Here is a 25,723-nt window from a genome sequence, read left to right as displayed (position 1 = left end):
AGCACAAACTAACTACCAATTAGCGAGGGCAAATTTCTGACTCAGGGAAGAAGAACTCAATCTCACGAGCCGCTGATTCAGGACTATCTGAACCATGCACAGAGTTATGACGCATGCTTAGCGCGTAATCTGCGCGAAGTGTGCCTGCTGCCGCTTCTTCTGGGTTGGTTTTACCCATCAATTCGCGGTAACGTGCAATCGCATTTTCGCCTTCCAACACTTGAACCATAATAGGGCCAGAAGTCATGAACTCTTTTAGAGGTTGGAAGAATTCTTTACCTTCATGTTCTGCGTAAAAACCACTCGCCTGCTCTTCAGTCAGGTGAACCATTTTCGCAGCAATAATGCGTAGGCCAGCCTTCTCGATTCGATTGTAGATTTCACCGATCAGGTTTCTTTCCACAGCGTCAGGCTTAACAATTGAAAACGTTCTTTCCAGAGCCATAAGGTTTCCTTTTTGTACTTGTAATAATAGTGTTTAAAAGTGACTTACTTGACTACGGCAGCGCCTAACTGACGCCACCATAAATATTATTTTTCTGCTTGCTCATTAAGAAGGCGAGCAAGAGTGCGGACACCCATACCAGTCGCGCCAGCCGCCCACTTGTCTGATGCAGACTTACGGTAAGTACCAGCACAATCGAAGTGCAACCAGCCTTTCTTGTAGTCTTCAACAAAGTAAGACAAAAATGCAGCAGCGGTACTTGCGCCTGGACTGTAGTCTCCAGAGCTGATGTTCGATAAATCAGCGAAGTTTGACGGCAACATACCACGGTGGAAATCAGCCAGAGGCAGTGGCCACAGGCCTTCTTTCTCTTTGTTTGCTGCGGTTAGCGCTTGATGAGAAAGTTCATCATCAAAGCTCATTAACGCGTGGTAGTCGTTACCCAATGCGTTTTTCGCCGCGCCGGTTAACGTTGCGCAGTCGATGATCAACTCAGGGTTATGCTCGCTTGCATAGATAAGACCATCGGCAAGTACCAAACGACCTTCTGCGTCGGTGTTCATGATCTCAACAGTCTTACCATTTTTGTAGGTGATGATGTCGCCAAGCTTCAGCGCACGACCAGAAACCATATTCTCAGCACAACATAAGATCAGTTTTACGCGCTTGTTCAAACCACGCAAAATAGCTAACCCCAAACCACCAGTAATCGTACCTGAACCGCCCATATCGGCTTTCATTGCACTCATAAAGTTTGAAGGCTTAAGGCTGTAACCACCTGAATCAAACGTAATGCCTTTACCTACTAGACACGCGAATACTGGTGCGTTTTCATCGCCAGTCGGGTTGTAATCCAATTGCAGCATTGCTGATGTGCGATCCGAACCACGACCAACCGCATAGATACCTTCCCAACCTTCCGCTAGTAGATCTTTATCTTTAACAATACGAGCCGTTACTGTGCCTTCTGGTGCGACAGATTTGATGAACTCAGCCGCCATCGTAGCAAGTTGACGAGGTGCAACTTCTTCCGCCGTTTTGTTGATGATATCGCGCGTAAAATCGGTCGCTTTAATGCGAGCTTGAAGTTCAGTTTGGTCTTCTTCAGAAAGCGCAGTCCATTCTAGTAAACCGTGTTTTTTCGGGTTGCGGTAACCTTGATGGAAAGCCCAGATGCTTTCCAAATCCCAATGTTCACCAGAAAGTAGAACTGAATGAATTCCTTGGCCATCTAGCTGACGAGCTGCACGCTGAATTGCACCAAGATCATGACCTTCACCTAGATGAATCGTCGCACCGGTTTCAGAGAATGAAAGTAGTGCTTTCTCACCCCAGTGTGGAGCAGCAGAATCTTGACTTAAAAATACAGACATCTGTGTAGACATGGTTTCTCCTTGTCTTATATCGGCGTAGCCTACGCCGCTTCTTTTTAATAACTCACGGATGTTAGCATTATGTAGGGTAAAAATGTCAACTTGATAAAAAAACGGACCTAGAGGTCCGCTTTTTTTAGTAAGAATTGTTAACTCGGCTGCGTTTTACTGCCGAATTGAGCATCAGTCTGCTTCGTCCATCCAGCACATGATGACCGCTTCTAGGATCTTTTCGTTACAATGGTTTGGCTCATCGTCAAACTCATCTAACTCCATGATCCATTGATGAAGATCGGTAAAACGTACGGTTTGTGGATCCACATCTGGAAACTTGTCACAAAGCTCAATCGCGATATCGCGAGAATCTGTCCATTTCATTGCTCATCTTCCTTTTTCTTCGCCCCTATTTTGGAGCGATAGTATTAATGATCTTCTGATGCGTGGTTTAGCGTGTATTTTGGAATTTCAACAACCAAGTCTTCATCCGCAACTTTCGCCTGACAACCAAGACGAGACTCCGGCTCAAGACCCCATGCTTTGTCTAGCATGTCATCTTCTAGCTCTTCGCTCTCTTCAAGAGAATCAAAACCTTCACGAATGATCACGTGGCAAGTAGTACAAGCACACGATTTTTCACACGCGTGTTCAATACCAATACCGTTTTTTAGTGCTACGTCTAGAACGGTTTCACCCGTCTTCGCTTCCAACACTGCGCCTTCTGGGCACAAATCTTCGTGTGGTAATACAATAATCTTAGGCATAACTACTTTCTCTTATATATCGTCTACTGATTGACCTGACAATGCAGCTCGAATCGATTTATCCATACGGCGCGACGCAAAGTCTTGGCTAGCTTTGTCTGTATCTTTGATGCCTTGCTCAATGGCATTTGCATCATCACCATTACGCAGCTCAATCAGTGCTTCAATGGCTTTTAATAGATCTTGTTTTTCTTGCTCTGATAGTAGTTCATCACCATCAGCTTGCATTGCAGCGATCAAACCTTCAATCACCCGGTCGGCTTCAACGCGTTGTTCAGCTAACGCACGAGCTTGCATGTCTTCTTTGGCGTGAGTCATCGAATCACGCAGCATGTTCGCAACTTCGTTATCGCTTAAACCGTAAGAAGGTTTCACTTGAATTTCGGACTGAACACCAGTGCTCTTTTCCATTGCAGTCACAGATAGTAAACCGTCAGCATCAACTTGGTACGTCACTCGGATGTGCGCTGCACCTGCCGCCATAGGAGGAATACCTTTTAGTGAGAAACGCGCAAGTGAACGACAATCATCCACCATCTCGCGCTCGCCTTGCACAACGTGCACGCTCATCGCTGTTTGACCATCTTTGAAGGTGGTAAACTCTTGCGCGCGAGCAACAGGAATCGTGGTGTTGCGCGGAATGATTTTCTCAACCAACCCACCCATGGTTTCAATACCCAATGATAATGGAATCACGTCAAGCAGCAGCATTTCAGAGTCAGGCTTGTTACCAGCAAGAATATCTGCTTGGATACCCGCACCAATAGCCACCACTTCATCAGGGTTGATGCTAGTGAGTGGTGTGCGACCAAAGAATTCACCTACCATTTCACGGACAAGCAAGGTACGAGTTGAGCCACCAACCATCACAACTTCAAGTACTTCCTCCGCTTCTACGTCAGCATCTTTCAGTGCACGACGACAAGACATCAGAGTTTTCTTCACGAGTGGGCGAATCAGGTCTTCGAACTGCTCGCGTGTTACAGTGCCTTTCCAGCCAAACACGTCAACTTCTACGCTGTCTTGCTCAGAGAAAGCAATTTTGGTCGCCGTTGCAATGTTCAGTAATGCACGGTTTTTCTCAGCAGAAAGCGGCGCTTCTAGGCCAGCTTGCTCCATTAGGTAATCCGCTAATAGGTGGTCAAAGTCGTCACCGCCAAGTGCAGAGTCGCCGCCTGTTGCTAATACTTCAAATACGCCTTTCGACAAACGTAGGATAGAGATATCGAACGTACCGCCACCTAAATCGTAAACGGCAATCACGCCCTCTTGACCTGAATCCAGACCGTAGGCAATCGCCGCTGCCGTTGGCTCATTAAGAAGACGCAGTACATGTAAACCCGCTAGCTTAGCCGCATCTTTCGTGCCCGCGCGTTGCGCGTCATCGAAGTACGCTGGAACGGTAATTACCACGCCCGCAAGCTCTCCACCTAGAGTTTCTTCTGCGCGTTTACCTAGCGCTTTTAGAATATCTGCAGAAACTTCAATCGGGTTTTTATTCCCTTGAGCAGTTTGCAGTACTGGTAAGCCATTATCACTCTCTTTAAAACGGTAAGGTAATGAAGGGTAGCGAGATTGAATGTCTTTTAGCGAGCGGCCAATCAAGCGTTTCACTGAGATAATGGTGTTCTCAGGTTCAAACTCTGCTTTGGCTTTCGCATCGTAACCAACCACTGTTGATTCTGCTGAGTAATTCACCACCGATGGCAAAATGCTACGACCTTGCTCATCATTTAATGTGGTGGCATCGCCACTGCGTACAGAAGCGACCAAAGAGTTGGTAGTACCTAAGTCGATACCAGCCGCTAACTTATGCTCATGAGGTGCCGAGCTTTGGCCCGGTTCTGCGATTTGAAGTAGTGCCATGATTGGTCCTTGTCACGCTAACTAGCCGAGAAGCTTATCTTCGACCAGTTCAATTTCGTTCTTTAGTTTGGCAATGAATTTCAATTTACGAACTCGGTCTGCGGCTTCAGCCCAAAGACCATCGTTAAGCTCTTGCTCAACGCTTGCCAAATGCTGCTTATACATTTTGCTGACCTTAGAATCGAAGTCAAAAAGCGCCGATTCAGGATCAGAGCAGTCAGCAATATCTTCTAGTTCTTCGCGCAGTTCCATTTGTTCCATCAGGAACATCGGATCTTGCATGGTTTGTTGCTCACCACGGATTTCCATTCCCTGCTCTGCCAAGATGTACTCCGCACGAGAGATAGGATGTTTGAGGACTTGGTACGCATCGTTAATTTGCGCAGCCTTTTGCACCGACATCAAGCGGTCTCGCTCAGAGGCGGTAGCAAAGTTGTCCGGGTGGAAGCGTTTTTGTAGTTCTCGGAACTTAGAAGAAAGAAGGCTACCATCCAGCTGAAACTGACTTGGTAGCCCAAATAATTCAAAGTGATTCATTAAGATCGGGTCCTAGTAAAGCCTTCCGGACTCGCTTGCCCAGAAGGACAATCAATTAGACGTTGAAGCTTTCACCACAACCACATTCACTTTTTGCATTAGGGTTGTTGAATTCAAAACCTTCATTCAACCCTTCTTTCACGTAATCCAATTCGGTACCGTCTAAGTACACCAAGCTTTTCTTGTCGATGATGATTTTCACGCCTGAGAAATCAAACACTTCATCTTCTTCGTTTAGCTCGTCAACAAACTCAAGTACGTAAGCCATGCCGGAACAACCTGTCGTCTTCACTCCAAGACGTAAACCGATACCTTTGCCTCGGTTATCTAGGAATGCTTTTACGCGACTTGCCGCTGTTTCTGTCATTGTGATGGCCATACTGCACCTTAGTCTGTCTAAATTACGATTGGAATGGGAGCGTTAAAGGCTCCCATTATATTACGGAATAATTATTCTTGGTGTTTTTTCTTGTAGTCAGCAACCGCTGCTTTGATTGCATCTTCAGCAAGAATTGAACAGTGAACTTTCACAGGTGGAAGTTCTAGCTCTTCTGCAATTTCAGAGTTCTTAATTGCAGCCGCTTCATCAATTGATTTGCCTTTTACCCACTCTGTTACTAGTGAGCTTGACGCGATTGCACTACCACAACCGTAAGTTTTGAACTTCGCATCTTCGATGATACCTTCCGGTGTCACTTTAATTTGCAGTTTCATTACGTCACCACAAGCTGGAGCGCCAACCATGCCGCTACCTACTGATGGGTCTTCTTTGTCAAATGAACCAACGTTACGCGGGTTCTCGTAGTGATCAATTACTTTTTCGCTGTATGCCATGATAAATTACCTCGAATCCTCTATTCAGTCCGTGAGATTAATGGTGAGCCCATTCAACAGTGCTCAGATCAACCCCTTCCTTGTACATATCCCATAGAGGAGACATGTCGCGTAGCTTAGTCACTGCAACGCGGATTTGTTCAATTGCGTAATCAATTTCTTCTTCTGTCGTGAAACGACCGAATGAGAAACGAACCGAGCTGTGAGCCAATTCATCATCCATGCCTAGGGCACGAAGTACGTAAGAAGGCTCTAGACTCGCAGAAGTACATGCACTACCTGAAGATACCGCTAGATCTTTTAGCGACATCAGCAGAGATTCACCTTCTACGAAAGCAAAACTGATGTTTAGGTTTTGTGGTACACGCTGCTCTAGGTCACCGTTCACTGTTACCGCTTCAAGGTCTTTCACACCATTAAGAAGGCGGTTACGAAGTGCTAGTGCGTGGTCGTAATCTTTCTGCATCTCTTCTTTTGCAATGCGGAAAGCTTCACCCATGCCTACGATTTGGTGAGTTGCTAACGTACCAGAACGGAAACCACGCTCGTGACCGCCGCCGTGCATTTGTGCTTCAAGGCGGATACGAGGTTTACGACGTACGTAAAGTGCACCGATACCTTTAGGACCGTAGACTTTGTGTGCTGACAATGAAATCAAATCAACTTTCATTTCTTGAACGTCGATTGGCAATTTACCAGCAGACTGAGCTGCATCCACGTGGAACACGATCTTGCGCTCACGACATAATTCGCCGATGGCTGCGATGTCTTGAATTACACCGATTTCGTTGTTTACGTGCATAATAGACACAAGCACGGTGTCATCGCGCATTGCCGCTTTCAGCTTCTCAAGATCGATAAGGCCGTTTGATTCTGGCTCTAGGTAAGTCACTTCAAAGCCTTCACGTTCCAGTTGACGACATGGGTCAAGAACCGCTTTATGCTCTGTTTTACACGTGATTACGTGTTTGCCTTTTTTCGAGTAAAAGTGCGCAGCACCTTTAATCGCAAGGTTGTCAGACTCTGTCGCACCAGATGTGAATACGATTTCGCGAGGATCTGCATTTAGAAGGTCAGCAATTTGCTCACGAGCAGTATCTACCGCTTCTTCTGCCTGCCAGCCGTAACGGTGCGAACGTGAAGCTGGGTTGCCAAATGTGCCATCCATTGTCATGTACTGAACCATTTTTTCAGCAACACGTGGATCAACTGGACATGTAGCGGAATAATCAAGATAAATCGGCAGTTTCATTCTCTACTCCAATGTAAAATGCTGACCGCTAAGAGCGGACGTTTACACCGATGGGCGCGGCGGTTGTATTTTTGTTTGAAAGCCCATGAGTTACCGCCAGATCAATATCCTGACGATCAGAAATTTCTAGCACTTCATTGTCTGTCATCAACTCACCAAGAGTGATGTTATTCAAGAAGTCACTAATGCGAGAACTTAGGTCACGCCATAGCGTATGAGTTAAGCAACGAGTCCCGCCTTGGCAATCTCCTTTGCCCTGACATTTGGTTGCGTCAACTGACTCATCAACGGCCGCAATCACAGTACCGATAGCGATACTATGTGCGTCGGCACCAAGTCGGTAACCACCACCAGGACCACGAACGCTGGCAACGAGACCTGCTTTACGCAATTTAGAAAAAAGCTGCTCTAAGTAAGAGAGCGAGATCCCCTGACGTTCTGAAATATCAGCAAGAGGTACAGGGTTTTGTTGCGAATGCAGTGCCACATCCAGCATGGCTGTCACCGCATATCTTCCTTTAGATGTAAGTTTCATACCACACCGTATCCACATGGTTTGTAATGGTTAAGATTTTTCCATACCCGAGTAAAATGGTCAAGTATTTATTTGACTAAATTACTCAAGTATTCATCCTTACACCTAAAAAGGTTATTTCTTTATTCAGAGCTTCTTTTCAATCGAGGTCAAAATACCGCGAAGAATATTCAACTCTTGAGTCTCTGGTCGTGCTCGAGAGAAAAGACGACGCAACTTATTCATCACCTGGCCAGGTTGTTCTTTGTTTATAAACTGGGTCTCTACGATGACCTTTTCAAGATGGTCAAAGAACATTTCTAGCTCTTTATGACGAGGATACTCTTCGACTTCAACTGGTGAGAATTGTTTCTGCTCAAGATTAAGATGAGCAACACGAACTTCATAGCTTAGCGTTTGAACCGCCATCGCTAAGTTCAGGGAACTGTATTCAGGGTTAGCAGGAATGCATACATGATAGTGACACTTTTGTAGCTCTTCGTTAGTTAGGCCTGTTCTTTCACGCCCAAACACTAAAGCTACCGGATGTTTTTGGCCTTCAACTGCAAACTTTTCACCACATTCACGTGGCTCAAGCATTGGCCATTCTAATGTGCGAGAGCGAGCACTTGAACCTACCACAAGACCACAGTCTTCAATAGCTTCTTCCAGTGTGCTTACGACTTGAGCATTCTGAGCGATATCAGCGGCACCAGCGGCCAGTGCTAGCGTTTGTTCATCCACTTCACATTGTGGATCGACCAATACAAGTTGGCTTAACCCCATCACCTTCATTGCTCGGGCTGCTGAGCCAATATTGCCAGAATGTGAGGTACCTACGAGTACGACTTTTACTTGATCCAACATCTATGATTGCTACCTAAATTAAAACCGCAGGATGTTACCATAGTTTTTTAACACACCCTAGGGAGAAGCTGACTTCTATTCGCATTCTCATCAATTGTTGTGTTGTATGACGCGATATCAAAGATGACACCATTCATTAACGTCTAAAAAATAACCACTTCCTTTTTCGTTTATCTTTGGTATACTCGCCGCCGCTTTTATTCGTTCTTTAACATCCGTTGGGAAATTTGTATGCATCCAATGCTAAACATTGCTATTCGCGCTGCGCGAAAAGCAGGCAATCATATTGCTAAATCATTAGAAAACACTGATAAAGTAGAATCTACACTTAAAGGCACTAATGACTTTGTCACTAACGTAGACAAAGAAGCAGAATACATCATCATCGATACTATCAAGCAGTCTTACCCAGAGCACTGCATCGTTGCTGAAGAACAAGGTCTTATCGAAGGTAAAGATAAAGACGTACAATGGATCATCGACCCACTGGATGGCACTACTAACTTTGTAAAAGGTTACCCACACTTCGCGGTTTCTATCGCTGTTCGTATCAAAGGCAAAACTGAAGTTGCTTGTGTTTACGATCCAATGCAAAACGAACTATTTACTGCACAACGCGGTGCTGGTGCTCAGCTAAACAGTGCACGTATTCGTGTTACTCCGCTGAAAGACCTTCAAGGTACTGTTCTAGCAACAGGTTTCCCATTCAAGCAGAAGCAACACTCAGAGTCTTACATTAAGATCGTTGGTTCTCTATTCACTGAATGTGCTGACTTCCGTCGTAGCGGCTCTGCAGCTCTTGACCTATGTTACGTGGCTGCTGGCCGTGTTGATGGTTACTTCGAGCTAGGTCTAAAACCTTGGGATATGGCTGCAGGTGAGCTTATTGCTCGTGAAGCTGGCGCAATCCTAACTGACTTTGCTGGCGGCACTGAGTACATGAAGTCTGGTAACATTGTTGCTTCAAGCGCTCGTGGCGTGAAATCTATGCTTAAGCATATTCGCGAAAATGGTAACAGCGCGATCCTTAAGTAAGATTTAAAAGTCAATTTAGCCCGTCACGCTGATGACTTTAAGAAGCCCCGCTCGTTGAGCGGGGCTTTTTTGTATCCAGACCCACATTGTTTAGATTCTAAAAACTTGGGCTAGATTATAAAAACTTGATGTCCGCCAGACACTCTACTTCTTTGCTCAACGTCTAGATACAAAAAAACCGCTGAGAGTTCAGCGGTTTTTGTTTTCGATTCTCAATCAGCCTTATGGCATCTCGTCGAATTCTGCGCCTTCTTTTTCTACTTGCGGTGGCATCAAGTGCTCTTTCTGGATACCCAGTTTTAGAGCAAGTGCAGATGCTACGTAGATAGAAGAGTAAGTACCAACCGTGATACCTAACAACAGTGCCGTTGCAAAGCCGTGGATCATTGCCCCGCCCTGTACAAACAGTGCAATAACTACAAACAACGTTGTACCAGAAGTAATCAACGTACGGCTCAATGTCTGTGTAATCGAAGCATCCATGATGTCCGCAGGATCACCTTTACGCATCTTGCGGAAATTTTCACGAATACGGTCGAATACTACGATGGTATCGTTGAGCGAGTAACCAACAACCGTTAGCAACGCAGCCACGATAGTTAGGTCCACTTCAATCTGTAGGAATGAGAATACACCCAGCGTGATAATAATATCGTGCGCCAACGCCATTACAGCACCTGCCGCTAGACGCCATTCAAATCGCATTGATACGTAAATCAGGATACAGATGAGCGACACTAGGATCGCCAGACCGCCGGCTTCAGTTAGTTCATCACCAACGTTTGGACCAACAAACTCGATACGGCGCATTTCTACGCTTTCACCAGTACCTTCTTTGATCGCACCGATGATTTGGTTACCTAGCGTTTCGCCAGAAACGTCGTCACGAGGACGAAGACGCACCATCACATCGCGAGCACTACCAAAGTTCTGTACTGTCGCATCTCCGAAACCTTTTGCATCAAGTGCTGTACGGATTTCTTCAAGGTTAGCTGGTTTTTCAAAGCCAACTTCGATTAGCGTACCGCCCGTGAAATCTAGACCCCAGTTCAGCCATTTGGTTGATAATGTGAAGATAGAAGCGGCAATCATGAAGATTGAGAATACGAACGCCACTTTTGACCAACGCATAAAGCCGATCGACTTCTCTGCTTTTAGAATTTGAAACATATTAATTCCCAGCCTTAGATCGACAATTTATCAACGCGTTTGCCACCGTACAGTAGGTTCACGATACAACGTGTACCAATGATGGCGGTGAACATTGAAGTTAAGATACCGATAGATAGAGTAACTGCGAAACCTTTCACTGCACCTGTACCAACAGCAAACAGAATGATTGCAGTGATAAGCGTCGTGATGTTCGCATCGGCAATGGTACTAAATGCGTTGGCGTAACCTTGGTGAATCGCTTGTTGTGGACTACGTCCATCTCGCAGCTCTTCACGGATACGTTCAAAGATCAGTACGTTAGCATCGACGGCCATACCCACAGTCAATACGATACCGGCAATACCTGGCAGCGTCATCGTTGCCCCTGGAATCATCGACATCACACCAATGATCAACACTAAGTTAGCCATCAACGCAATATTGGCAATCAGACCAAAGCCGCGGTAGTAAAGCAGAGTAAATAGCATTACAGCTACCATACCCCAAACACACGCTTGGATACCCATGTCGATGTTTTGCTGACCCATTGACGGACCAATGGTACGTTCTTCAACGATAGAGATCGGTGCGATAAGTGCACCAGCACGTAATAGAAGTGCGAGGTTGTGCGCTTCAGCAGCAGAGTCGATACCTGTAATACGGAAGTTACGGCCAAGTGCAGATTGAATCGTTGCTTGGTTAATCACTTCTTCGTGCTTAGTCAGGATAACTTTGCCTTCAGGCGTTTTACGACCGCTGTCTTTGTACTCAGCAAACACGGTAGCCATTAATTTACCAATGTTTTTCTTTGAGAACGCCGACATCTTGTTACCACCCTCGCTGTCTAGCGAGATGTTAACTTGAGGGCGACCGTATTCATCCACACTAGAACTTGCATCCGTGATGCTAGCGCCGCTTAGGATGACACGCTTTTTAAGTACAACAGGACGACCATCGCGATCTTGTTTGATTTCACTGCCCGCAGGTGCACGGCCATTCGCCGCCGCTGCTAAATCAGCTTTATCATCAACTTCACGGAATTCAAGGGTTGCCGTAGCACCGAGAATTTCTTTCGCACGAGCAGTATCTTGAACACCTGGCAGCTCAACAACGATGCGGCTAGCGCCTTGACGTTGCACAAGCGGCTCAGCAACACCCAGCTCGTTTACACGGTTACGTAGAATCGTGATGTTTTGTTCTACAGCGTAGTTACGAATCTCTTGCAAACGTTGCTCAGTAAAAGTGGCGATAAGAGCGTAACGACCATTCGAATCAGACTCGACAAAGTTCATGTCAGGATGATTCTTCGTTAGCGTGCGCTTCGCTTCAGCCAGTTGCTCTTCGTCACGTAGCAGTACTTCCACCCCTTCTTTGCCAGAAGGACGGATTGCACGGTAACGAATCTTAGCGTCACGAAGTTCACTACGGAAAGCTTCCTCTTGTTGACCAACAAGCTTTTCCATTGCTGCGTCCATATCCACTTCCATCAAGAAGTGAACACCACCACGTAGGTCAAGACCTAGTTTAAGTGGCGACGCACCAATTGCTTCTAGCCAATCTGGAGTAGAAGGAGCAAGGTTAAGTGCAACAATTTTGTCTTTGCCAAGCGCTTCGCTGATGACATCACGAGCACTAATTTGAGTATCAGTGTCGTTGAAACGAACAAGAATTGATCCATTCTCGAGAGCAATGGATTTATGAGAGAGATGCTCTTTATCAAGAGCAGTGGTGACAGCATCCAGCGTTGACATATCTACAGAGGCGCCACGCGCCCCTGTAACTTGAATAGCCGGATCTTCACCGTAGATATTTGGAAGTGCATACAATGCAGCGGTGATGATGGCAAAAAACACCATCAAGTACTTCCATAATGGGTAACGGTTTAGCACAGCGAGGACCCTTTAGCTGTTTTATAGAGACTTAAGCGTACCTTTTGGCAGCACTGCAGTGATGAAGTCTTTCTTGATTACAACTTCATTGTTCGCGTTAAGCTCAATTGAAATGTAGTCGTTGTCTTCAGCGATTTTAGTGATTTTACCCACTAGACCGCCGCTGGTCAGAACTTCGTCACCTTTGCCCATAGAAGACATTAGGTTCTTGTGTTCTTTAACACGTTTCGCTTGTGGACGGTAAATCATGAAGTAGAAAATCACTGCGAACATGCCAAGCATGATTAGCATTTCGAAACCACCGCCAGCTGGCGCGCCTTCTGCTGCTGCGTGAGCCTGAGAAATAAACATTAAAACATCCTCATTATATTTTATTGATAATCCAACAAGTTGGGCTTTCGCAATTTAGATTCAAGTCTGAGAGTGACTAATAGAGATCGCTCTCTCAAAAATAACGTGCGTTAGCCTACTTTATTAGCAAAAGCCTCTGGCGACATGCCAAAGGCTTTAATTCTTTTAAGCTTTGCTTAGTGGTGGCACTTCGCGGTCACGACGAGCGTAAAACTCTTGAACAAACTCATCGAAACGGTCTTCATCAATCGCCTTGCGAATGCTTTCCATCAGACGCTGGTAGTAACGCAGGTTGTGGATCGTATTCAGACGAGCTCCTAGAATTTCGTTACAACGCTCTAGGTGGTGAAGGTACGACTTGCTGTAGTTCTGACAAGTGTAACAGTCACAATGCGGATCTAACGGCGTTGTATCCGTTTTATGTTTCGCATTACGGATCTTGATCACACCACCAGTCACAAATAGGTGGCCGTTACGTGCGTTACGCGTAGGCATTACACAGTCAAACATGTCGATACCGCGACGAACGCCTTCTACCAAGTCTTCCGGTTTACCTACGCCCATTAGGTAGCGTGGCTTATCTTCTGGAAGTTGTGGACAAGTGTGCTCAAGAATACGGTGCATGTCTTCTTTTGGCTCACCAACCGCCAAACCACCCACTGCGTAGCCGTCAAAACCGATCTCAGTTAGGCCTTTTACCGATACATCACGAAGGTCTTCGTAAACACCACCTTGAACAATACCAAATAGGTTGTTCGGGTTTTCTAGCTTATCGAAGTGATCACGTGAGCGTTGAGCCCAACGTAGCGACATTTCCATCGATTTTTTCGCTTCGTTATGTGTCGCAGGGTATGGCGTACACTCGTCGAAAATCATTACGATGTCAGAGCCTAGATCTTTTTGAATTTCCATCGACTTTTCTGCATCCATGAAAATCTTGTCGCCATTCACAGGGTTACGGAAGTGAACACCTTTCTCTGTGATAGTACGCATCTTACCTAGGCTGAATACTTGGAAACCGCCTGAATCGGTAAGAATAGGACCGTGCCAGTTCATGAAATCGTGCAGGTCACCGTGCATTTTCATCACTTCTTGACCAGGACGCAGCCACAAGTGGAACGTGTTGCCTAGCAGAATTTCTGCCCCTGTGCCTTTTACTTCTTCTGGTGTCATGCCTTTAACCGTACCGTAGGTACCGACTGGCATGAACGCTGGAGTTTGGACAGTGCCGCGTTCGAAAGTCAGTTGACCACGACGCGCATTACCGTTTTTCTTCTTAAGATCGAATTTTAATTTCACGATGCCTCCGAATGTCAGAGAAACAGTCTGACTGAGTGTTTAGGGCTCTGCCCTACTTAAGGAGCGGTCGCTTTTCCTTGCGAGAGACAAAGCAATGAATGCTTTATTTCCTAGCTTACTGCTAGCACTCGTAAATCTTATTTTTTACTAAATCGTTTTCTTTTTGATGAACATTGAGTCACCGTACGAGAAGAAGCGGTATTTGTTTTCCACCGCATGCTTGTAAGCATTCATGGTGTTCTCGTAGCCAGCAAACGCACTCACCAACATGATCAATGTTGATTCTGGTAAGTGGAAGTTCGTGATCAAGCAATCCACCAGCTGGTATTCGTAACCAGGGTAGATAAAAATTTCAGTATCGCCGAAGAATGGAACCAACTCTGAGCCTTTCTTCAATGCATCTTGCGCTGCACTTTCGAGTGAACGTACTGATGTTGTACCCACTGCGATGATGCGACCACCGCGAGCTTTGGTTGCATTGATGGCATCCACCACTTCTTGCGGTACTTCTACATACTCTGCATGCATGTGGTGATCGTTGATGTTATCCACTTTTACGGGTTGGAACGTACCTGCACCGACGTGTAGTGTAACGTAAGCGAACTCAGCGCCTTTGGCTTTGATCTTATCTAAAAGAACGTCATCAAAGTGCAGGCCAGCCGTAGGTGCTGCTACTGCGCCTGGTTTTTGGTTATATACGGTTTGGTAACGCTCTTTATCTGCGTCTTCATCTGGGCGGTCAATGTATGGAGGAAGTGGCATGTGGCCAATTTCTTCAAGGATTTCTAATACCGTCTTATCAGAGTTAAATTTCAGTTCAAATAGAGCGTCGTGACGAGCCACCATTTCCGCTGAGTATTCGTCATTCTCACCCACAATAATGGTAGTACCTGGTTTTGGTGATTTAGAGCAGCGAACGTGCGCAAGAATGCTTTTCTCATCTAGCATGCGCTCCACTAGCACCTCTAACTTACCGCCAGATTCTTTACGACCAAACATACGCGCTGGAATAACACGAGTATTATTGAAAACCACTAAGTCACCAGCTTGAACTTGGTTTAACACATCGGTAAATGTGCCATCTATAAGCTCGCCAGTATTGCCGTCCATTTGTAGTAGTCGGCTTGCGGTACGCTCTGGTTGAGGGTAACGAGCGATGAGTTCATCTGGAAGGTCGAAATGGAAATCTGATACTTGCATGTTACTTGTCTTATATATTGGTCAAATCACGTCAAAGAAGACGATTAAATTGCGACGAGTTTTTCGCAGCAGACTAGTATATGTTTACATGCTGCAATAGCAAGCAAATCCCCAGAATATCGCTGTAAAAGCCATGGTGAAGAGTGTAATAAAACATGAAAATCCGCGATCACTTGGCAATATTCTTACATGGCGTAAGGACATTCATTTTGACGACGCACTCATCGTCATTAATACAGCGCCAACCTAACAATAAAACGAGCAGCGACGTGGGCTGCTCGTTTCTTTCAACATCGTTAACGTTATTACGCTTCGCGTCTGCGCCACCATGCTAAAGGAGCGAACAGAGCCAACAACCAGAGATTTAGACTGCCGCCATCGTCATCGGAACCTTTGAAATCACAATTATTGGTTGCAATACCATCGTGACACTCTTTGCCTGCTTCTTCTCTAGCATTGATGATAAAATTTGGTTCAGTGATGTAACGGTTTGGTGGTGTGTCGGCAGTAATGTAAGACTGAACCCAATCGTAGTAGTTACTGACCTTCGTATAAAAACTTGGAATGGTCAGCGAGCCACAAGTCGGCAATACCAAAGGACCACCACTCACGACCCCAATTTGCTTGCCTGTCGCAATGTCCAGCAGCGGGCCACCGCTGTCCCCTTTACAAGCAGAGTTACCATATTGAGTGCTGCTGCTTGGCTCTAAAATCCTATTGAATGTGGGCACTGTACAGATCTTAGTCGCGTTGTTTCTAGAGTTAATCAACCCCGGATAGCTATTGCCAATTTCCAGACGCTCATAACACTTGTCTATCGGAAGAAAACCGATCTGAGTGGTTTGTAACAAAGGAGAAGCCTCCGATGCCATTGGCGTTGTTGTTCCCCATCCATAAACCTGAACATTTTCAGTTCGCTGGTTGGTGTCGTAGTTATCGTTCCAATCCGCAGCTAATCGTGCCTCAATGCTGATCATGTCTTCTTTCGTGGCGAGGTCAGCCACATTCACCCCAGTAACTGGGCGAGTAAGGTAAAGCAGCGCAATGTCATTATCGAGCGCCGTTTGAATAGGCTTCACATTCCCCTTGCTGTCAACATCCGCTTTCGAGATACGAGTGTAGTTTGGATGCACGACGACATGCGAAACGGTGTAGTAGTTGTCGATACTCGTATCGTGAAGATTATGTACACGAGCAGTGATAGACAGTTCACCCGGTTGGGTAACGTAATAGCTCGCTTCGTTCGAACCTTGCCCCATTACGACACAGTGGGCCGCAGTCATTACCCACTGGTCAGTGACCATAGTGCCGCCACAGTTTTGAAATTCCGCCATGTTACTGGCTCGAATCGCAACGCGATCTGCAGGGTTTGACTCCACACTGCCCAAAACGATGGCCTGAGCGGATTGGACACTCATTGCAGCAGCCATCAGTGCAAATAATTTTTTGTACATAATCGTCTTCAATTTGGTAAGCCTGAGCGTATCTTCTTCGAGAGACGAATCTTGGAAAATCCAACGAATAAAAATGTGCGATTCAATTCATTGGATTACCTTGGGTACACATTCAATATCAATCAAAAATGCCAACTGACTCGCACGCAAACCGACTTATTCAAACTAATAAAAACATCGATAACACACAGATTACGCAGTAAAAAAGAGGCGCAAGAACATTGTGCTATTTAATTGATGAAAAACGAGTTGGCTCCCAGATATACGGCAAAATATTCTCTATATTTAAAGAAAGGACAATGCCGCTGGAGGTCTCTATGATCAAGGTTGAAGACATGATGACTCGCAACCCTCATACCTTGCTACGCACGCATACCTTGCGCGATGCAAAGAGCATGATGGACGCGTTGGATATTCGACATATTCCGGTTGTTGACGCCAATCATCACTTACAAGGCTTGGTGACTCAACGTGATATTCTTGCTGCTCAAGAATCCTGTTTGCACCCAGATGACGCTGAACAATCTTTTACCCTCGATACGCCTCTCTACGAAATGATGCACACTAACATCATGACTGCAGAGCCAAGAGCGGGTCTAAAAGAGAGCGCCATTTACATGCAAAAGCACAAAGTGGGCTGCTTGCCTATCGTGCATAAAGGGCATCTGGTTGGAATCATTACTGACACGGACTTCGTTACGATCGCGATCAACTTGCTTGAACTGCAAGAAGAGGTTGAGCCGGAAGAAATTGAACCGGATGAAGAAGCGTTATAAAGACGAAAAAAGAGCGGCCGGGATGCCGCTCAAAATATGCCATTACTGACGCTGATTAAGGAAGTGTTGCAGTGCCAATTAGAATTGGTCTTCTTCGGTCGAACCGGTAAGCGCAGTGACAGATGAGTTACCACCTTGGATGGTGTTCGTCATTCTATCGAAGTAACCTGTACCCACTTCTTGTTGGTGAGCCACAAAGGTGTAGCCTTTCTCTGCTGCTTGGAATTCAGGACGTTGAACTTTCTCAACATAATGACGCATACCTTCACCTTGCGCATAAGCGTGTGCCAATTCAAACATGTTAAACCACATGTTGTGGATACCCGCTAGCGTGATGAACTGGTACTTGTAGCCCATGTCTGAAAGCTCTTGCTGGAACTTCGCAATGGTTTCTGCATCGAGATTTTTCTCCCAGTTGAACGATGGCGAACAGTTGTATGCAAGCAGCTGATCTGGATACTCAGCATGAATCGCTTCTGCGAACTTACGCGCCTCTTCTAGACACGGCGTCGCAGTTTCACACCAAATCAAGTCTGCATATGGTGCGTAAGCCAAACCACGAGAAATCGCTTGGTCGATACCTGCACGTACACGGTAGAAGCCTTCTTGAGTACGCTCACCTTCAATAAAGTCTTTATCGTATGGGTCGCAATCTGAAGTTAGCAGGTCTGCCGCGTTCGCATCAGTACGTGCAATAACTAGCGTTGTTGTGCCAGAGACGTCTGCAGCAAGACGCGCAGCTACCAGTTTTTGTACCGCTTCTTGCGTCGGAACCAGTACTTTACCGCCCATGTGACCACATTTTTTAACCGAAGCGAGTTGGTCTTCAAAGTGAACACCAGCGGCACCGGCTTCGATCATCGACTTCATCAGTTCATATGCGTTTAGCACGCCACCAAAGCCCGCCTCTGCGTCCGCTACGATTGGTAGGAAGTAATCAATACCACCTTCATCTTCAGGAGACTTGCCATTCGCCCACTGAATTTGGTCAGCACGACGGAAAGAGTTGTTGATGCGCTTAACCACTGAAGGCACTGAGTCCACTGGGTATAGCGACTGATCCGGGTACATAGTCGATGCAGTGTTGTTATCTGCCGCTACCTGCCAGCCTGATAGGTAAATCGCTTCGATACCCGCTTTCGCTTGTTGTACGGCTTGACCACCTGTCAGTGCACCAAGACAGTTTACATAACCTTTTTTCGCACTGCCGTTGACCAGTGACCACAGCTTATCAGCACCACGTTGTGCGATTGTATTTGCAGGTACCATCGAGCCACGCAGTTCTACGACTTCTTCTGCAGTATACGTACGCTTTACGTTTTTCCAGCGTGGATTCGTTGCCCAGTCTTTTTCCAGAGCTTCAATTTGTTGGCGGCGAGTCAATGTCATTGGTCTATCCCTCTTTATTATTTGCACTTTTGTTTGTGCGTTGAGTTTCCGTTCTCAGGCAGTACATCCCTATCTGCCTCGAAAGTTTTCACGTTATTGGTATTACAGTTAAGAATTCTTAGTCCAGGTAGTCATAACCAGGGACGGTTAAGAAGTTGGTTAGCTCATCGCTAGTTGTTAGCTTCGCCATCAATTGTGCGGCTTCTTCAAAACGCCCGGCTTGATAACGTTCTTCGCCCACTTCTTGTTTCACTACTTCTACTTCTTCTTGCAAGTAGGTTTCGAACAGTGCTTTTGTCACCTGTTGACCATTGTCGAGTGACTTACCGTGCTGAATCCATTGCCAGATTGAGGCGCGAGAAATCTCAGCAGTCGCAGCATCTTCCATTAATCCGTAGATTGGTACACAGCCGTTTCCAGAAATCCAAGCTTCGATGTATTGCAGCGCAACGCGAATGTTGTGGCGCATGCCTTCTTCTGTACGTTCACCGTCACACGGTTCTAGCAACTCGGCTGCGGTAATTGGCGCATCTTCGGAGCGACTAACATCTAGTTGATTTGTTCGCTCTCCAAGTGCCGCACTGAATACTTCCATAGCAGTATCGGCTAGACCCGGGTGGGCAACCCACGTACCGTCGTGACCGTTATTCGCCTCAAGTGATTTATCGTTGTGAATTTTATCCAACACTTTCTGGTTTTCTTGCGGGTCTTTCGCGGGAATAAAGGCGGCCATTCCTCCCATCGCGAAAGCACCACGCTTGTGACAAGTACGAACCAACAAACGCGAATAGGCGTTCAAAAATGGTTTGTCCATGGTGACGACTTGGCGATCCGGCAGAACACGATCTGGGTGTTTCTTCAGTGTTTTGATGTAACTGAAAATGTAATCCCAACGACCACAATTCAGCCCTACGATATGCTCTTTAAGTGAGAACAAAATCTCATCCATCTCAAACACAGCTGGTAACGTTTCGATCAGCACGGTCGCTTTGATCGTGCCAGTCTCTAAACCAAAATATTCTTCTGTGAAATGGAACACTTCACTCCACCACTTCGCCTCATGATGAGACTGCAGTTTAGGAAGATAGAAATATGGACCGCTGCCTTTTTGAAGCAATGCTTTGTGGTTATTGTAGAAATACAGTGCGAAATCAAAAAGCGCACCTGGAATGATCTGACCGTGCCACGTCACGTGTTTTTCTTTTAAGTGAAGGCCGCGAACACGGCAGATCAACACCGCTGGGTCGTCCACCAGCTGATAATGCTTGCCATTGCCAGGGTTGGTGTAGCTAATGTTGCCATTAACGGCATCTCGCAAGTTAACTTGACCATCGAGAACCTTGTCCCAAGCTGGCGACATAGAGTCTTCGAAATCCGCCATGAATACTTTTACATTTGCATTCAAAGCGTTGATCACCATTTTGCGATCTGTTGGGCCTGTAATCTCAACACGGCGATCTTGTAGATCCTGAGGAATACCTAAGATCTTCCAACTACCTTCACGAATATCTTGTGTGTCAGGCAGGAAGTCTGGCAACTCCCCAGCGTCGATGCGTGCTTGCTTTTCTTCTCTCGCTTCCAACAACTCTTCAACACGCCCAGCAAATTTTTCACACAGCAGAGATAAAAAGGTTTGGGCTTCAACAGGGAAAATAGCTTGATGCTCCGGAGCAAGTGCTCCAGTCACCTCAAGCATGCCTTGGGTTTGCTGTGATGGTTGTGTTTTTTGTTCTGTCTGAGCAAGCATAATCATTCATCCTTAACGTGCTTTATCTATCTTGGGCAGTCAGCGTAAAGCCACATTTGTAAGTTATGAACAACAAAATACATCCTTTAACTTTGTGTTCAATCTGTGTGGCCGTGTTCATAGATTGCTTAAGCCTGAGTGCTTTTTCAATCTAGACATAAGTCTTAGCAGCCTTTAAATAAGCTATATCAACAAAGGGTTTAACGAAACCCCCTAGACAAACAAAACACAAAATTCGAAGTTTTATTCGGCACCAAACAAAGCACTGATTTTGGATGCCAATTTGTAAGTTATTACGTAATTAAATTACATTAAATTTTACAATGAAATATGATTTAAAACAGGTGTATGAATATAGAGGCAAGCGAGAAAACCTTGTACTCATAAGGTCTAGCGTAAGGAATTTAAACGGAGGTTAAACACAATGCGCAGCCAATTGTGTAAAATTAACATTGTGAAATTTCACAATTTTATGAAAGCTTCACGAAAATAAAGCTGTGAAATTTTACAAGCCAAAGTTCACCGACAGAATAAAATACTAGAAAGCGCACCGTTTCCAGTGCGCTTTTAGAGAAATAGTGAGGAAGTAAAGGCTAATACTAATAGCTAAAGCAGTTCGGAAACCACATCTGCAAGTTGGTTAAAAGTGTTTGTTCTTGATGAACTAGGGCGCCAAACCAAACCAATTTCGCGATACGCTTGCTGGCCAGGAGGGTCGATCACCACCAAATTTTGGTTGTGTAACAAGCCGTGTTCGATTGCCATTTGAGGAATAAAAGTGGTACCTAAGCCGTTCGCGACCATCTGCACCAAGGTATGTAAGCTGGTTGCCGTAAACGGGTTAATTTTCTCTTTATCGGTCAGCTTACAAGCTGAAACTGCATGTTCAGTTAAACAATGCTCTTTCTCTAATAGGAACACCGACTCATCCGGCAGATCGTCATAACGAATCGGTACAGGAATCGAATCGACTTGGTTTGCACTGATCACCATACGGAACGGATCTTTGCCGACGACGCGACTCTCCATGCCATCGATTTCAACAGGCAACGCTAAGATCAGTACATCTAACTCACCATGGCGCAGCGCTTGCAACAAATTGGTGGTGGTGTCTTCTCTTAATAGAAGATTTAGTTGAGGGAATCGATAATTCACCTCTTGGACGAGGTCACACAATAAGAACGGTGCAATCGTTGGAATACACCCAACCTTCAACTGGCCTTTCATATCATCGCCCTGACATAATCGGCCAAGTTCTACCAAATCTTGTCCTTTGGCCAATAGCTCTCGACCTTGCTTTACGACCATTTCTCCCGTCTGGGTAAAAACCAACGGGCTTTTCTTGTCTTTCTTTTCGTAAAGCGGACAACCGATCAACTCTTCAAGATTCTGAATCCCTTTACTTAACGTTGATTGACTGACAAAGCAGCGTTCTGCTGCCTCGCTAAAATGTCGAGTTTCATGCAGTGTCACTAAATAATGTAACTGCTTCAGACTGGGCCATTTATTCATAATTGTATTTGTATCTACCGCTGTTCCAGTGATCGAGTTAATAGTTTTGTTGTTATCGCTTTTTTCGATTAACTCAATCTATTTATTTCGCTTTTTTCAATACTACAATCTGTACTATAGTTTGTCTCGAACAAACACGGACCAAACCGACATTACTGTATTCGGTTTGGAACTAACCATACTTTTTAGGAGCAAAAAAATGGTACTAGTAGGTCGTCAAGCCCCTGATTTTACTGCAGCAGCTGTTCTAGGTAACGGTGAAATCGTTGAAAACTTCAACTTTGCAGAGTTCACTAAAGGTAAGAAAGCAGTAGTTTTCTTCTACCCACTAGATTTCACTTTCGTTTGCCCATCTGAGCTAATTGCATTCGACAACCGTCTAGCTGATTTCCAAGCTAAAGGTGTTGAAGTTATCGGTGTTTCTATCGACTCTCAGTTCTCTCACAACGCATGGCGTAACACTGCTATCGAAGATGGCGGTATCGGTCAAGTTAAGTACCCACTAGTTGCTGACGTTAAGCACGAAATCTGTAAAGCTTACGACGTTGAGCACCCAGAAGCAGGCGTTGCTTTCCGTGGTTCTTTCCTAATCGACGAAGAAGGCGTTGTACGTCACCAAGTAGTTAACGACCTACCTCTAGGCCGTAACATCGACGAAATGCTACGTATGGTTGATGCTCTAAACTTCCACCAGAAGCACGGCGAAGTATGTCCTGCACAATGGGAAGAAGGCAAAGCAGGTATGGACGCATCTCCAAAAGGTGTTGCAGCGTTCCTATCTGAGCACGCAGCTGACCTAGGCAAAAAATAATAGACCTTCACCCAAGCTCAACGGGTGTGATGGTTGGATGTATATATAAAGCAAAAAGCTATAGCGGGAAAACCGCAAACGCCAATCAGTCTAAGTAAAGTCCTATCGAAGCCCAGAGTATATGCTCTGGGCTTTCTTTTATCTTCAATAAATGTGCTCAAATGAGGTAACACCTAGGCGAAAACTTTACCTCTATTTCCCATCGACATCATACAGATTCTGCCTGTTGGCCCTGCTAATATCTTAGCCATAACACTTACTGTAACGTTAGTAGGATGAATCAAAGTGGTTACTCATCTAGAAGTCTGTATTGATAATATTGAATCTCTTCATTACGCCATTGCTGGTGGCGCAACTCGTATTGAGCTTTGCTCATCTCTCGCATTGGGTGGCTTAACGCCAAGCTTCGGTTTTATGCAGCAAGCGGCCAAACAATCTTCTGTGCCTGTGTATGCCATGATTCGTCCACGCCAAGGCGACTTTTTCTATAACGAAGAGGAGCTAGACATGATGCGTTGGGACATCGAAGCCGCCCATCAATCTGGTTTAGATGGAGTGGTGCTAGGCGTACTGACCCAAGAAGGTGATATCCACATGCCGTTTGCCACCGCATTGTGCGAGTTTGCACAAGCACTGGGTCTTGGCATCACGTTTCATCGTGCGTTTGATCAATGTCGCAAAGCAGAACAAGCGTTGGAAGATATTATCCATTTAGGTTGCGAACGTATTCTGACTTCAGGCCTCGCTCCATCTGCACCAGCAGGCGAGAGCGTACTTAAATCTCTTGTGGAGCAAGCCCAAGGACGCATTGCGATCATGGCCGGGGCGGGAGTGAATGCAGACAACGTCCGTGATTTAGTCAAAAACACGAACGTGCAAGAAATCCATCTTTCAGGCAAGACCACACGCCCTAGCCAAATGACCTTTATTGCTGAACAAAGCAAAATGGGCGCTTCAGATGTCGATGATTTTGCGATTCCTATTACCAGTACTCAAGCCATCGCCAACGTCGCAGCAGCTCTCAAATAACACATTCGAAACCCCCACTTTCTACTTTGAGTGCTAACATATTGAGCATCAAGGAGTGAGGAACGAATAATGTCTAAGCTAAAGAAAAAGGAATACGAACAAGAGCTTAAAAAGCTGCAGGTCGAATTGGTAAAGCTGCAGGAATGGGTTAAACACAAAGGACTAAAAGTCGTCGTTCTGTTTGAAGGCCGTGATGCCGCAGGCAAAGGCGGCGTAATTAAGAGAATTACGGAAAAGTTAAATCACCGTGTTTGCCGCGTAGTGGCATTGCCCGCCCCGACTGAAAAAGAAAAGACACAATGGTACTTTCAACGTTATGTCGCGCACCTGCCATCCGCCGGTGAAATCGTCTTGTTTGACCGCAGTTGGTATAACCGAGCTGGCGTCGAAAAAGTCATGGGCTTTTGTACGCCAGATGAATATGAAGAATTTCTACGCTCTTGCCCTGAATTCGAGAGAATGCTGCAACGCTCAGGCATTATTTTGCTCAAGTACTGGTTTTCGGTCTCCGACGAGGAGCAGGAAAAACGCTTCTTAGGGCGCATCAACACGCCGATAAAGCGCTGGAAGTTCAGCCCTATGGATCTAGAATCTCGACACCGCTGGGCGGAGTATTCTGAAGCAAAAGACAAGATGTTCGCTTACACCGACACCAAAAACTGTCCTTGGTGGGTTGTACCTTCAGATTCAAAACAAAAAGCGCGCTTAAATTGCATTAGCCATCTACTCAGTCAAATTGAATATAAAGCGCTAGAGTACCCACCAATTGAGTTACCAGAGATCAATAAAGAGGGCTACGTCAGAGCGCCAATAGACGATCAAACGTTTGTACCGGATAAGTACTGATCTCGGCTTCTAAGATCCAAAAGACCAGCGTTCGCTGGTCTTTTTCATTTATATGAAGCGTTACTTCAACACATCATCAATGCTTTGATCACCAAGGTGACGAACGTCCTTACCTTTCACAAAGTAAATAATGTATTCACAAATGTTTTGGCAACGATCCCCTACTCGTTCAATAGCGCGAGCAGACCACATTACCTGAAGAATATGCGGAATATTTTTTGGGTCTTCCATCATGTAGGTCATGAGCTGACGGATCACCGCTTCGTATTCGGCATCCAGCTTATCATCGAGTTTGTGAACCTCTGCGGCGGCTTCAACATCCATACGAGCGAATGCATCCAAAACCTGATGCAACATTTGAATCGCCTGACGGCAGAGAGGTTCTAATGAAACTTGGAATTGGCGTTCTTTCGATGACGGGCTTTCGATAGCGACATAAGCAATGCGTGTCGCGACATCCCCAATGCGTTCAAGATCAGTAATGGTCTTGATGATCGCCATAATCAGGCGCAAATCTTTCGCAGTCGGCTGACGTTTGGCGATGATGCGAGTACACGCGTCATCAATCGATACTTCCATTGCATTCACTTTATGATCGTCACGCACAACCTTTCGCGCGAGCTCAATGTCTTCTTTATGCAAGGCTTGAATAGCATACGAAAGCTGCTGTTCCACCAAGCCACCCATGGTTAACACATGAGTACGAATCGATTCTAGCTCTACGTTAAATTGTCCTGAAATATGACGTCCAAAGTGCATGATTTTCCTTATTCCGTGTTTGATC

At 45.6% G+C, this 25,723-nt stretch carries 26 protein-coding genes; 5 read left to right on the top strand and 21 right to left on the bottom strand.

Annotation, left to right across the window (positions count from 1 at the left end):
* Window positions 1-19: 19 nt before the first annotated feature.
* The 11 genes from ndk to trmJ form a co-directional block, all read right to left on the bottom strand.
* Complete coding sequence (gene ndk, locus ACYJZR_RS02865; RefSeq protein ID WP_005460254.1) at window positions 20-445, bottom strand: nucleoside-diphosphate kinase; 426 nt, start codon at window positions 443-445, stop codon at window positions 20-22.
* Window positions 446-531: 86 nt separating this feature from the next.
* The gene (gene pepB / locus ACYJZR_RS02860) at window positions 532-1,830 is read right to left on the bottom strand and encodes an aminopeptidase PepB (protein ID WP_005460223.1); all 1,299 of its coding nucleotides are present in this window, start codon (window positions 1,828-1,830) and stop codon (window positions 532-534) included.
* Window positions 1,831-2,001: 171 nt separating this feature from the next.
* Entirely contained in the window at window positions 2,002-2,196 is a 195-nt protein-coding gene (gene iscX / locus ACYJZR_RS02855) for a Fe-S cluster assembly protein IscX (RefSeq protein ID WP_005460231.1), read from the bottom strand.
* A 44-nt stretch (window positions 2,197-2,240) separates the two neighbouring features.
* The gene (gene fdx, locus ACYJZR_RS02850) at window positions 2,241-2,579 is read right to left on the bottom strand and encodes an ISC system 2Fe-2S type ferredoxin (RefSeq protein WP_005460237.1); all 339 of its coding nucleotides are present in this window, start codon (window positions 2,577-2,579) and stop codon (window positions 2,241-2,243) included.
* Between the two features lie 12 nt (window positions 2,580-2,591).
* Window positions 2,592-4,445, bottom strand: a complete 1,854-nt coding sequence (gene hscA / locus ACYJZR_RS02845; protein ID WP_406966296.1) for a Fe-S protein assembly chaperone HscA — start codon at window positions 4,443-4,445, stop codon at window positions 2,592-2,594.
* A 21-nt stretch (window positions 4,446-4,466) separates the two neighbouring features.
* On the bottom strand, window positions 4,467-4,982 hold the full coding sequence (hscB, locus tag ACYJZR_RS02840) for a co-chaperone HscB (RefSeq protein ID WP_005460241.1): 516 nt from the start codon (window positions 4,980-4,982) through the stop codon (window positions 4,467-4,469).
* Between the two features lie 55 nt (window positions 4,983-5,037).
* Window positions 5,038-5,361, bottom strand: a complete 324-nt coding sequence (gene iscA, locus ACYJZR_RS02835) for an iron-sulfur cluster assembly protein IscA (RefSeq protein ID WP_005482998.1) — start codon at window positions 5,359-5,361, stop codon at window positions 5,038-5,040.
* Between the two features lie 71 nt (window positions 5,362-5,432).
* Complete coding sequence (gene iscU / locus ACYJZR_RS02830; protein ID WP_005483070.1) at window positions 5,433-5,816, bottom strand: Fe-S cluster assembly scaffold IscU; 384 nt, start codon at window positions 5,814-5,816, stop codon at window positions 5,433-5,435.
* 37 nt (window positions 5,817-5,853) lie between these two features.
* Window positions 5,854-7,068, bottom strand: a complete 1,215-nt coding sequence (locus ACYJZR_RS02825; protein ID WP_005460179.1) for an IscS subfamily cysteine desulfurase — start codon at window positions 7,066-7,068, stop codon at window positions 5,854-5,856.
* A 28-nt stretch (window positions 7,069-7,096) separates the two neighbouring features.
* The gene (gene iscR, locus ACYJZR_RS02820; RefSeq protein WP_005381720.1) at window positions 7,097-7,603 is read right to left on the bottom strand and encodes a Fe-S cluster assembly transcriptional regulator IscR; all 507 of its coding nucleotides are present in this window, start codon (window positions 7,601-7,603) and stop codon (window positions 7,097-7,099) included.
* Window positions 7,604-7,729: 126 nt separating this feature from the next.
* Window positions 7,730-8,449 (bottom strand): tRNA (cytosine(32)/uridine(32)-2'-O)-methyltransferase TrmJ, encoded by a 720-nt coding sequence (gene trmJ / locus ACYJZR_RS02815; protein ID WP_005460175.1) that lies wholly within the window; start codon window positions 8,447-8,449, stop codon window positions 7,730-7,732.
* A gap of 231 nt (window positions 8,450-8,680) precedes the next feature.
* On the opposite strand from trmJ, the gene suhB reads away from it, so the two are divergent.
* Window positions 8,681-9,484, top strand: coding sequence for an inositol-1-monophosphatase (gene suhB / locus ACYJZR_RS02810; protein WP_005460178.1), 804 nt, complete (start codon window positions 8,681-8,683; stop codon window positions 9,482-9,484).
* 222 nt (window positions 9,485-9,706) lie between these two features.
* On the opposite strand, the gene secF is transcribed toward suhB, so the two are convergent.
* From secF to ACYJZR_RS02780, 6 genes are all read right to left on the bottom strand, one after another.
* Window positions 9,707-10,654, bottom strand: coding sequence for a protein translocase subunit SecF (gene secF, locus ACYJZR_RS02805; protein ID WP_005460198.1), 948 nt, complete (start codon window positions 10,652-10,654; stop codon window positions 9,707-9,709).
* Between the two features lie 14 nt (window positions 10,655-10,668).
* Window positions 10,669-12,525, bottom strand: a complete 1,857-nt coding sequence (secD, locus tag ACYJZR_RS02800; protein ID WP_005460193.1) for a protein translocase subunit SecD — start codon at window positions 12,523-12,525, stop codon at window positions 10,669-10,671.
* Window positions 12,526-12,546: 21 nt separating this feature from the next.
* On the bottom strand, window positions 12,547-12,876 hold the full coding sequence (gene yajC / locus ACYJZR_RS02795; protein WP_005460204.1) for a preprotein translocase subunit YajC: 330 nt from the start codon (window positions 12,874-12,876) through the stop codon (window positions 12,547-12,549).
* Between the two features lie 165 nt (window positions 12,877-13,041).
* Window positions 13,042-14,175, bottom strand: coding sequence for a tRNA guanosine(34) transglycosylase Tgt (gene tgt / locus ACYJZR_RS02790; protein WP_005460199.1), 1,134 nt, complete (start codon window positions 14,173-14,175; stop codon window positions 13,042-13,044).
* 147 nt (window positions 14,176-14,322) lie between these two features.
* Window positions 14,323-15,375: a tRNA preQ1(34) S-adenosylmethionine ribosyltransferase-isomerase QueA gene (gene queA / locus ACYJZR_RS02785; RefSeq protein ID WP_005483764.1), complete on the bottom strand. Its 1,053-nt coding sequence runs from the start codon at window positions 15,373-15,375 to the stop codon at window positions 14,323-14,325.
* Between the two features lie 305 nt (window positions 15,376-15,680).
* Window positions 15,681-16,829 (bottom strand): trypsin-like serine protease, encoded by a 1,149-nt coding sequence (locus ACYJZR_RS02780; protein WP_248377712.1) that lies wholly within the window; start codon window positions 16,827-16,829, stop codon window positions 15,681-15,683.
* A 317-nt stretch (window positions 16,830-17,146) separates the two neighbouring features.
* Here ACYJZR_RS02780 and ACYJZR_RS02775 point away from each other — a divergent pair, with 317 nt between their 5' ends.
* Window positions 17,147-17,605, top strand: a complete 459-nt coding sequence (locus ACYJZR_RS02775) for a CBS domain-containing protein (protein WP_005460159.1) — start codon at window positions 17,147-17,149, stop codon at window positions 17,603-17,605.
* A gap of 78 nt (window positions 17,606-17,683) precedes the next feature.
* On the opposite strand, the gene aceA is transcribed toward ACYJZR_RS02775, so the two are convergent.
* The 3 genes from aceA to ACYJZR_RS02760 all read right to left on the bottom strand — a co-directional run bounded on the left by aceA (window position 17,684) and on the right by ACYJZR_RS02760 (window position 22,253).
* Window positions 17,684-18,994 carry an isocitrate lyase gene (gene aceA / locus ACYJZR_RS02770; RefSeq protein ID WP_005460165.1) on the bottom strand — a complete coding sequence of 437 codons (1,311 nt, stop codon included), beginning with the start codon at window positions 18,992-18,994 and terminating at the stop codon, window positions 17,684-17,686.
* A gap of 118 nt (window positions 18,995-19,112) precedes the next feature.
* Window positions 19,113-20,741, bottom strand: coding sequence for a malate synthase A (aceB, locus tag ACYJZR_RS02765; protein ID WP_021823035.1), 1,629 nt, complete (start codon window positions 20,739-20,741; stop codon window positions 19,113-19,115).
* A 606-nt stretch (window positions 20,742-21,347) separates the two neighbouring features.
* Window positions 21,348-22,253 (bottom strand): hydrogen peroxide-inducible genes activator, encoded by a 906-nt coding sequence (locus ACYJZR_RS02760; protein ID WP_005460156.1) that lies wholly within the window; start codon window positions 22,251-22,253, stop codon window positions 21,348-21,350.
* A gap of 199 nt (window positions 22,254-22,452) precedes the next feature.
* On the opposite strand from ACYJZR_RS02760, the gene ACYJZR_RS02755 reads away from it, so the two are divergent.
* From ACYJZR_RS02755 to ppk2, 3 genes are all read left to right on the top strand, one after another.
* Window positions 22,453-23,064 (top strand): peroxiredoxin C, encoded by a 612-nt coding sequence (locus ACYJZR_RS02755; RefSeq protein WP_005381738.1) that lies wholly within the window; start codon window positions 22,453-22,455, stop codon window positions 23,062-23,064.
* Window positions 23,065-23,349: 285 nt separating this feature from the next.
* Window positions 23,350-24,093, top strand: a complete 744-nt coding sequence (locus tag ACYJZR_RS02750; protein WP_406966295.1) for a copper homeostasis protein CutC — start codon at window positions 23,350-23,352, stop codon at window positions 24,091-24,093.
* A gap of 69 nt (window positions 24,094-24,162) precedes the next feature.
* A complete protein-coding gene (gene ppk2 / locus ACYJZR_RS02745) occupies window positions 24,163-24,939 on the top strand; it encodes a polyphosphate kinase 2 (protein WP_005460167.1) in 777 nt (258 codons plus the stop codon).
* A 60-nt stretch (window positions 24,940-24,999) separates the two neighbouring features.
* Here ppk2 and phoU read toward each other — a convergent pair whose 3' ends face one another.
* A complete protein-coding gene (gene phoU / locus ACYJZR_RS02740; RefSeq protein WP_005440349.1) occupies window positions 25,000-25,698 on the bottom strand; it encodes a phosphate signaling complex protein PhoU in 699 nt (232 codons plus the stop codon).
* Window positions 25,699-25,723 lie beyond the last annotated feature (25 nt).

The sequence above is a fragment of the Vibrio sp. RC2502 genome (assembly GCF_054850435.1).
The sequence above is the reverse complement of the archived record's forward strand: the minus strand, read 5'-3'. Positions and strand labels throughout refer to the sequence as shown.

Coding starts and splice junctions, on each gene's coding strand:
- phoU (WP_005440349.1), bottom strand. CDS start 25,698: ATGCACTTTGGACGTCATATTTCAGGACAATTTAACGTAGAGCTAGAA.
- suhB (WP_005460178.1), top strand. CDS start 8,681: ATGCATCCAATGCTAAACATTGCTATTCGCGCTGCGCGAAAAGCAGGC.
- iscR (WP_005381720.1), bottom strand. CDS start 7,603: ATGAAACTTACATCTAAAGGAAGATATGCGGTGACAGCCATGCTGGAT.
- iscX (WP_005460231.1), bottom strand. CDS start 2,196: ATGAAATGGACAGATTCTCGCGATATCGCGATTGAGCTTTGTGACAAG.
- ACYJZR_RS02760 (WP_005460156.1), bottom strand. CDS start 22,253: ATGAATAAATGGCCCAGTCTGAAGCAGTTACATTATTTAGTGACACTG.
- aceB (WP_021823035.1), bottom strand. CDS start 20,741: ATGCTTGCTCAGACAGAACAAAAAACACAACCATCACAGCAAACCCAA.
- ACYJZR_RS02775 (WP_005460159.1), top strand. CDS start 17,147: ATGATCAAGGTTGAAGACATGATGACTCGCAACCCTCATACCTTGCTA.
- fdx (WP_005460237.1), bottom strand. CDS start 2,579: ATGCCTAAGATTATTGTATTACCACACGAAGATTTGTGCCCAGAAGGC.
- ndk (WP_005460254.1), bottom strand. CDS start 445: ATGGCTCTGGAAAGAACGTTTTCAATTGTTAAGCCTGACGCTGTGGAA.
- yajC (WP_005460204.1), bottom strand. CDS start 12,876: ATGTTTATTTCTCAGGCTCACGCAGCAGCAGAAGGCGCGCCAGCTGGC.
- hscA (WP_406966296.1), bottom strand. CDS start 4,445: ATGGCACTACTTCAAATCGCAGAACCGGGCCAAAGCTCGGCACCTCAT.
- queA (WP_005483764.1), bottom strand. CDS start 15,375: ATGCAAGTATCAGATTTCCATTTCGACCTTCCAGATGAACTCATCGCT.
- aceA (WP_005460165.1), bottom strand. CDS start 18,994: ATGACATTGACTCGCCGCCAACAAATTGAAGCTCTGGAAAAAGACTGG.
- ppk2 (WP_005460167.1), top strand. CDS start 24,163: ATGTCTAAGCTAAAGAAAAAGGAATACGAACAAGAGCTTAAAAAGCTG.
- iscA (WP_005482998.1), bottom strand. CDS start 5,361: ATGGCCATCACAATGACAGAAACAGCGGCAAGTCGCGTAAAAGCATTC.
- trmJ (WP_005460175.1), bottom strand. CDS start 8,449: ATGTTGGATCAAGTAAAAGTCGTACTCGTAGGTACCTCACATTCTGGC.
- ACYJZR_RS02755 (WP_005381738.1), top strand. CDS start 22,453: ATGGTACTAGTAGGTCGTCAAGCCCCTGATTTTACTGCAGCAGCTGTT.
- pepB (WP_005460223.1), bottom strand. CDS start 1,830: ATGTCTACACAGATGTCTGTATTTTTAAGTCAAGATTCTGCTGCTCCA.
- hscB (WP_005460241.1), bottom strand. CDS start 4,982: ATGAATCACTTTGAATTATTTGGGCTACCAAGTCAGTTTCAGCTGGAT.
- ACYJZR_RS02825 (WP_005460179.1), bottom strand. CDS start 7,068: ATGAAACTGCCGATTTATCTTGATTATTCCGCTACATGTCCAGTTGAT.
- ACYJZR_RS02780 (WP_248377712.1), bottom strand. CDS start 16,829: ATGTACAAAAAATTATTTGCACTGATGGCTGCTGCAATGAGTGTCCAA.
- iscU (WP_005483070.1), bottom strand. CDS start 5,816: ATGGCATACAGCGAAAAAGTAATTGATCACTACGAGAACCCGCGTAAC.
- secF (WP_005460198.1), bottom strand. CDS start 10,654: ATGTTTCAAATTCTAAAAGCAGAGAAGTCGATCGGCTTTATGCGTTGG.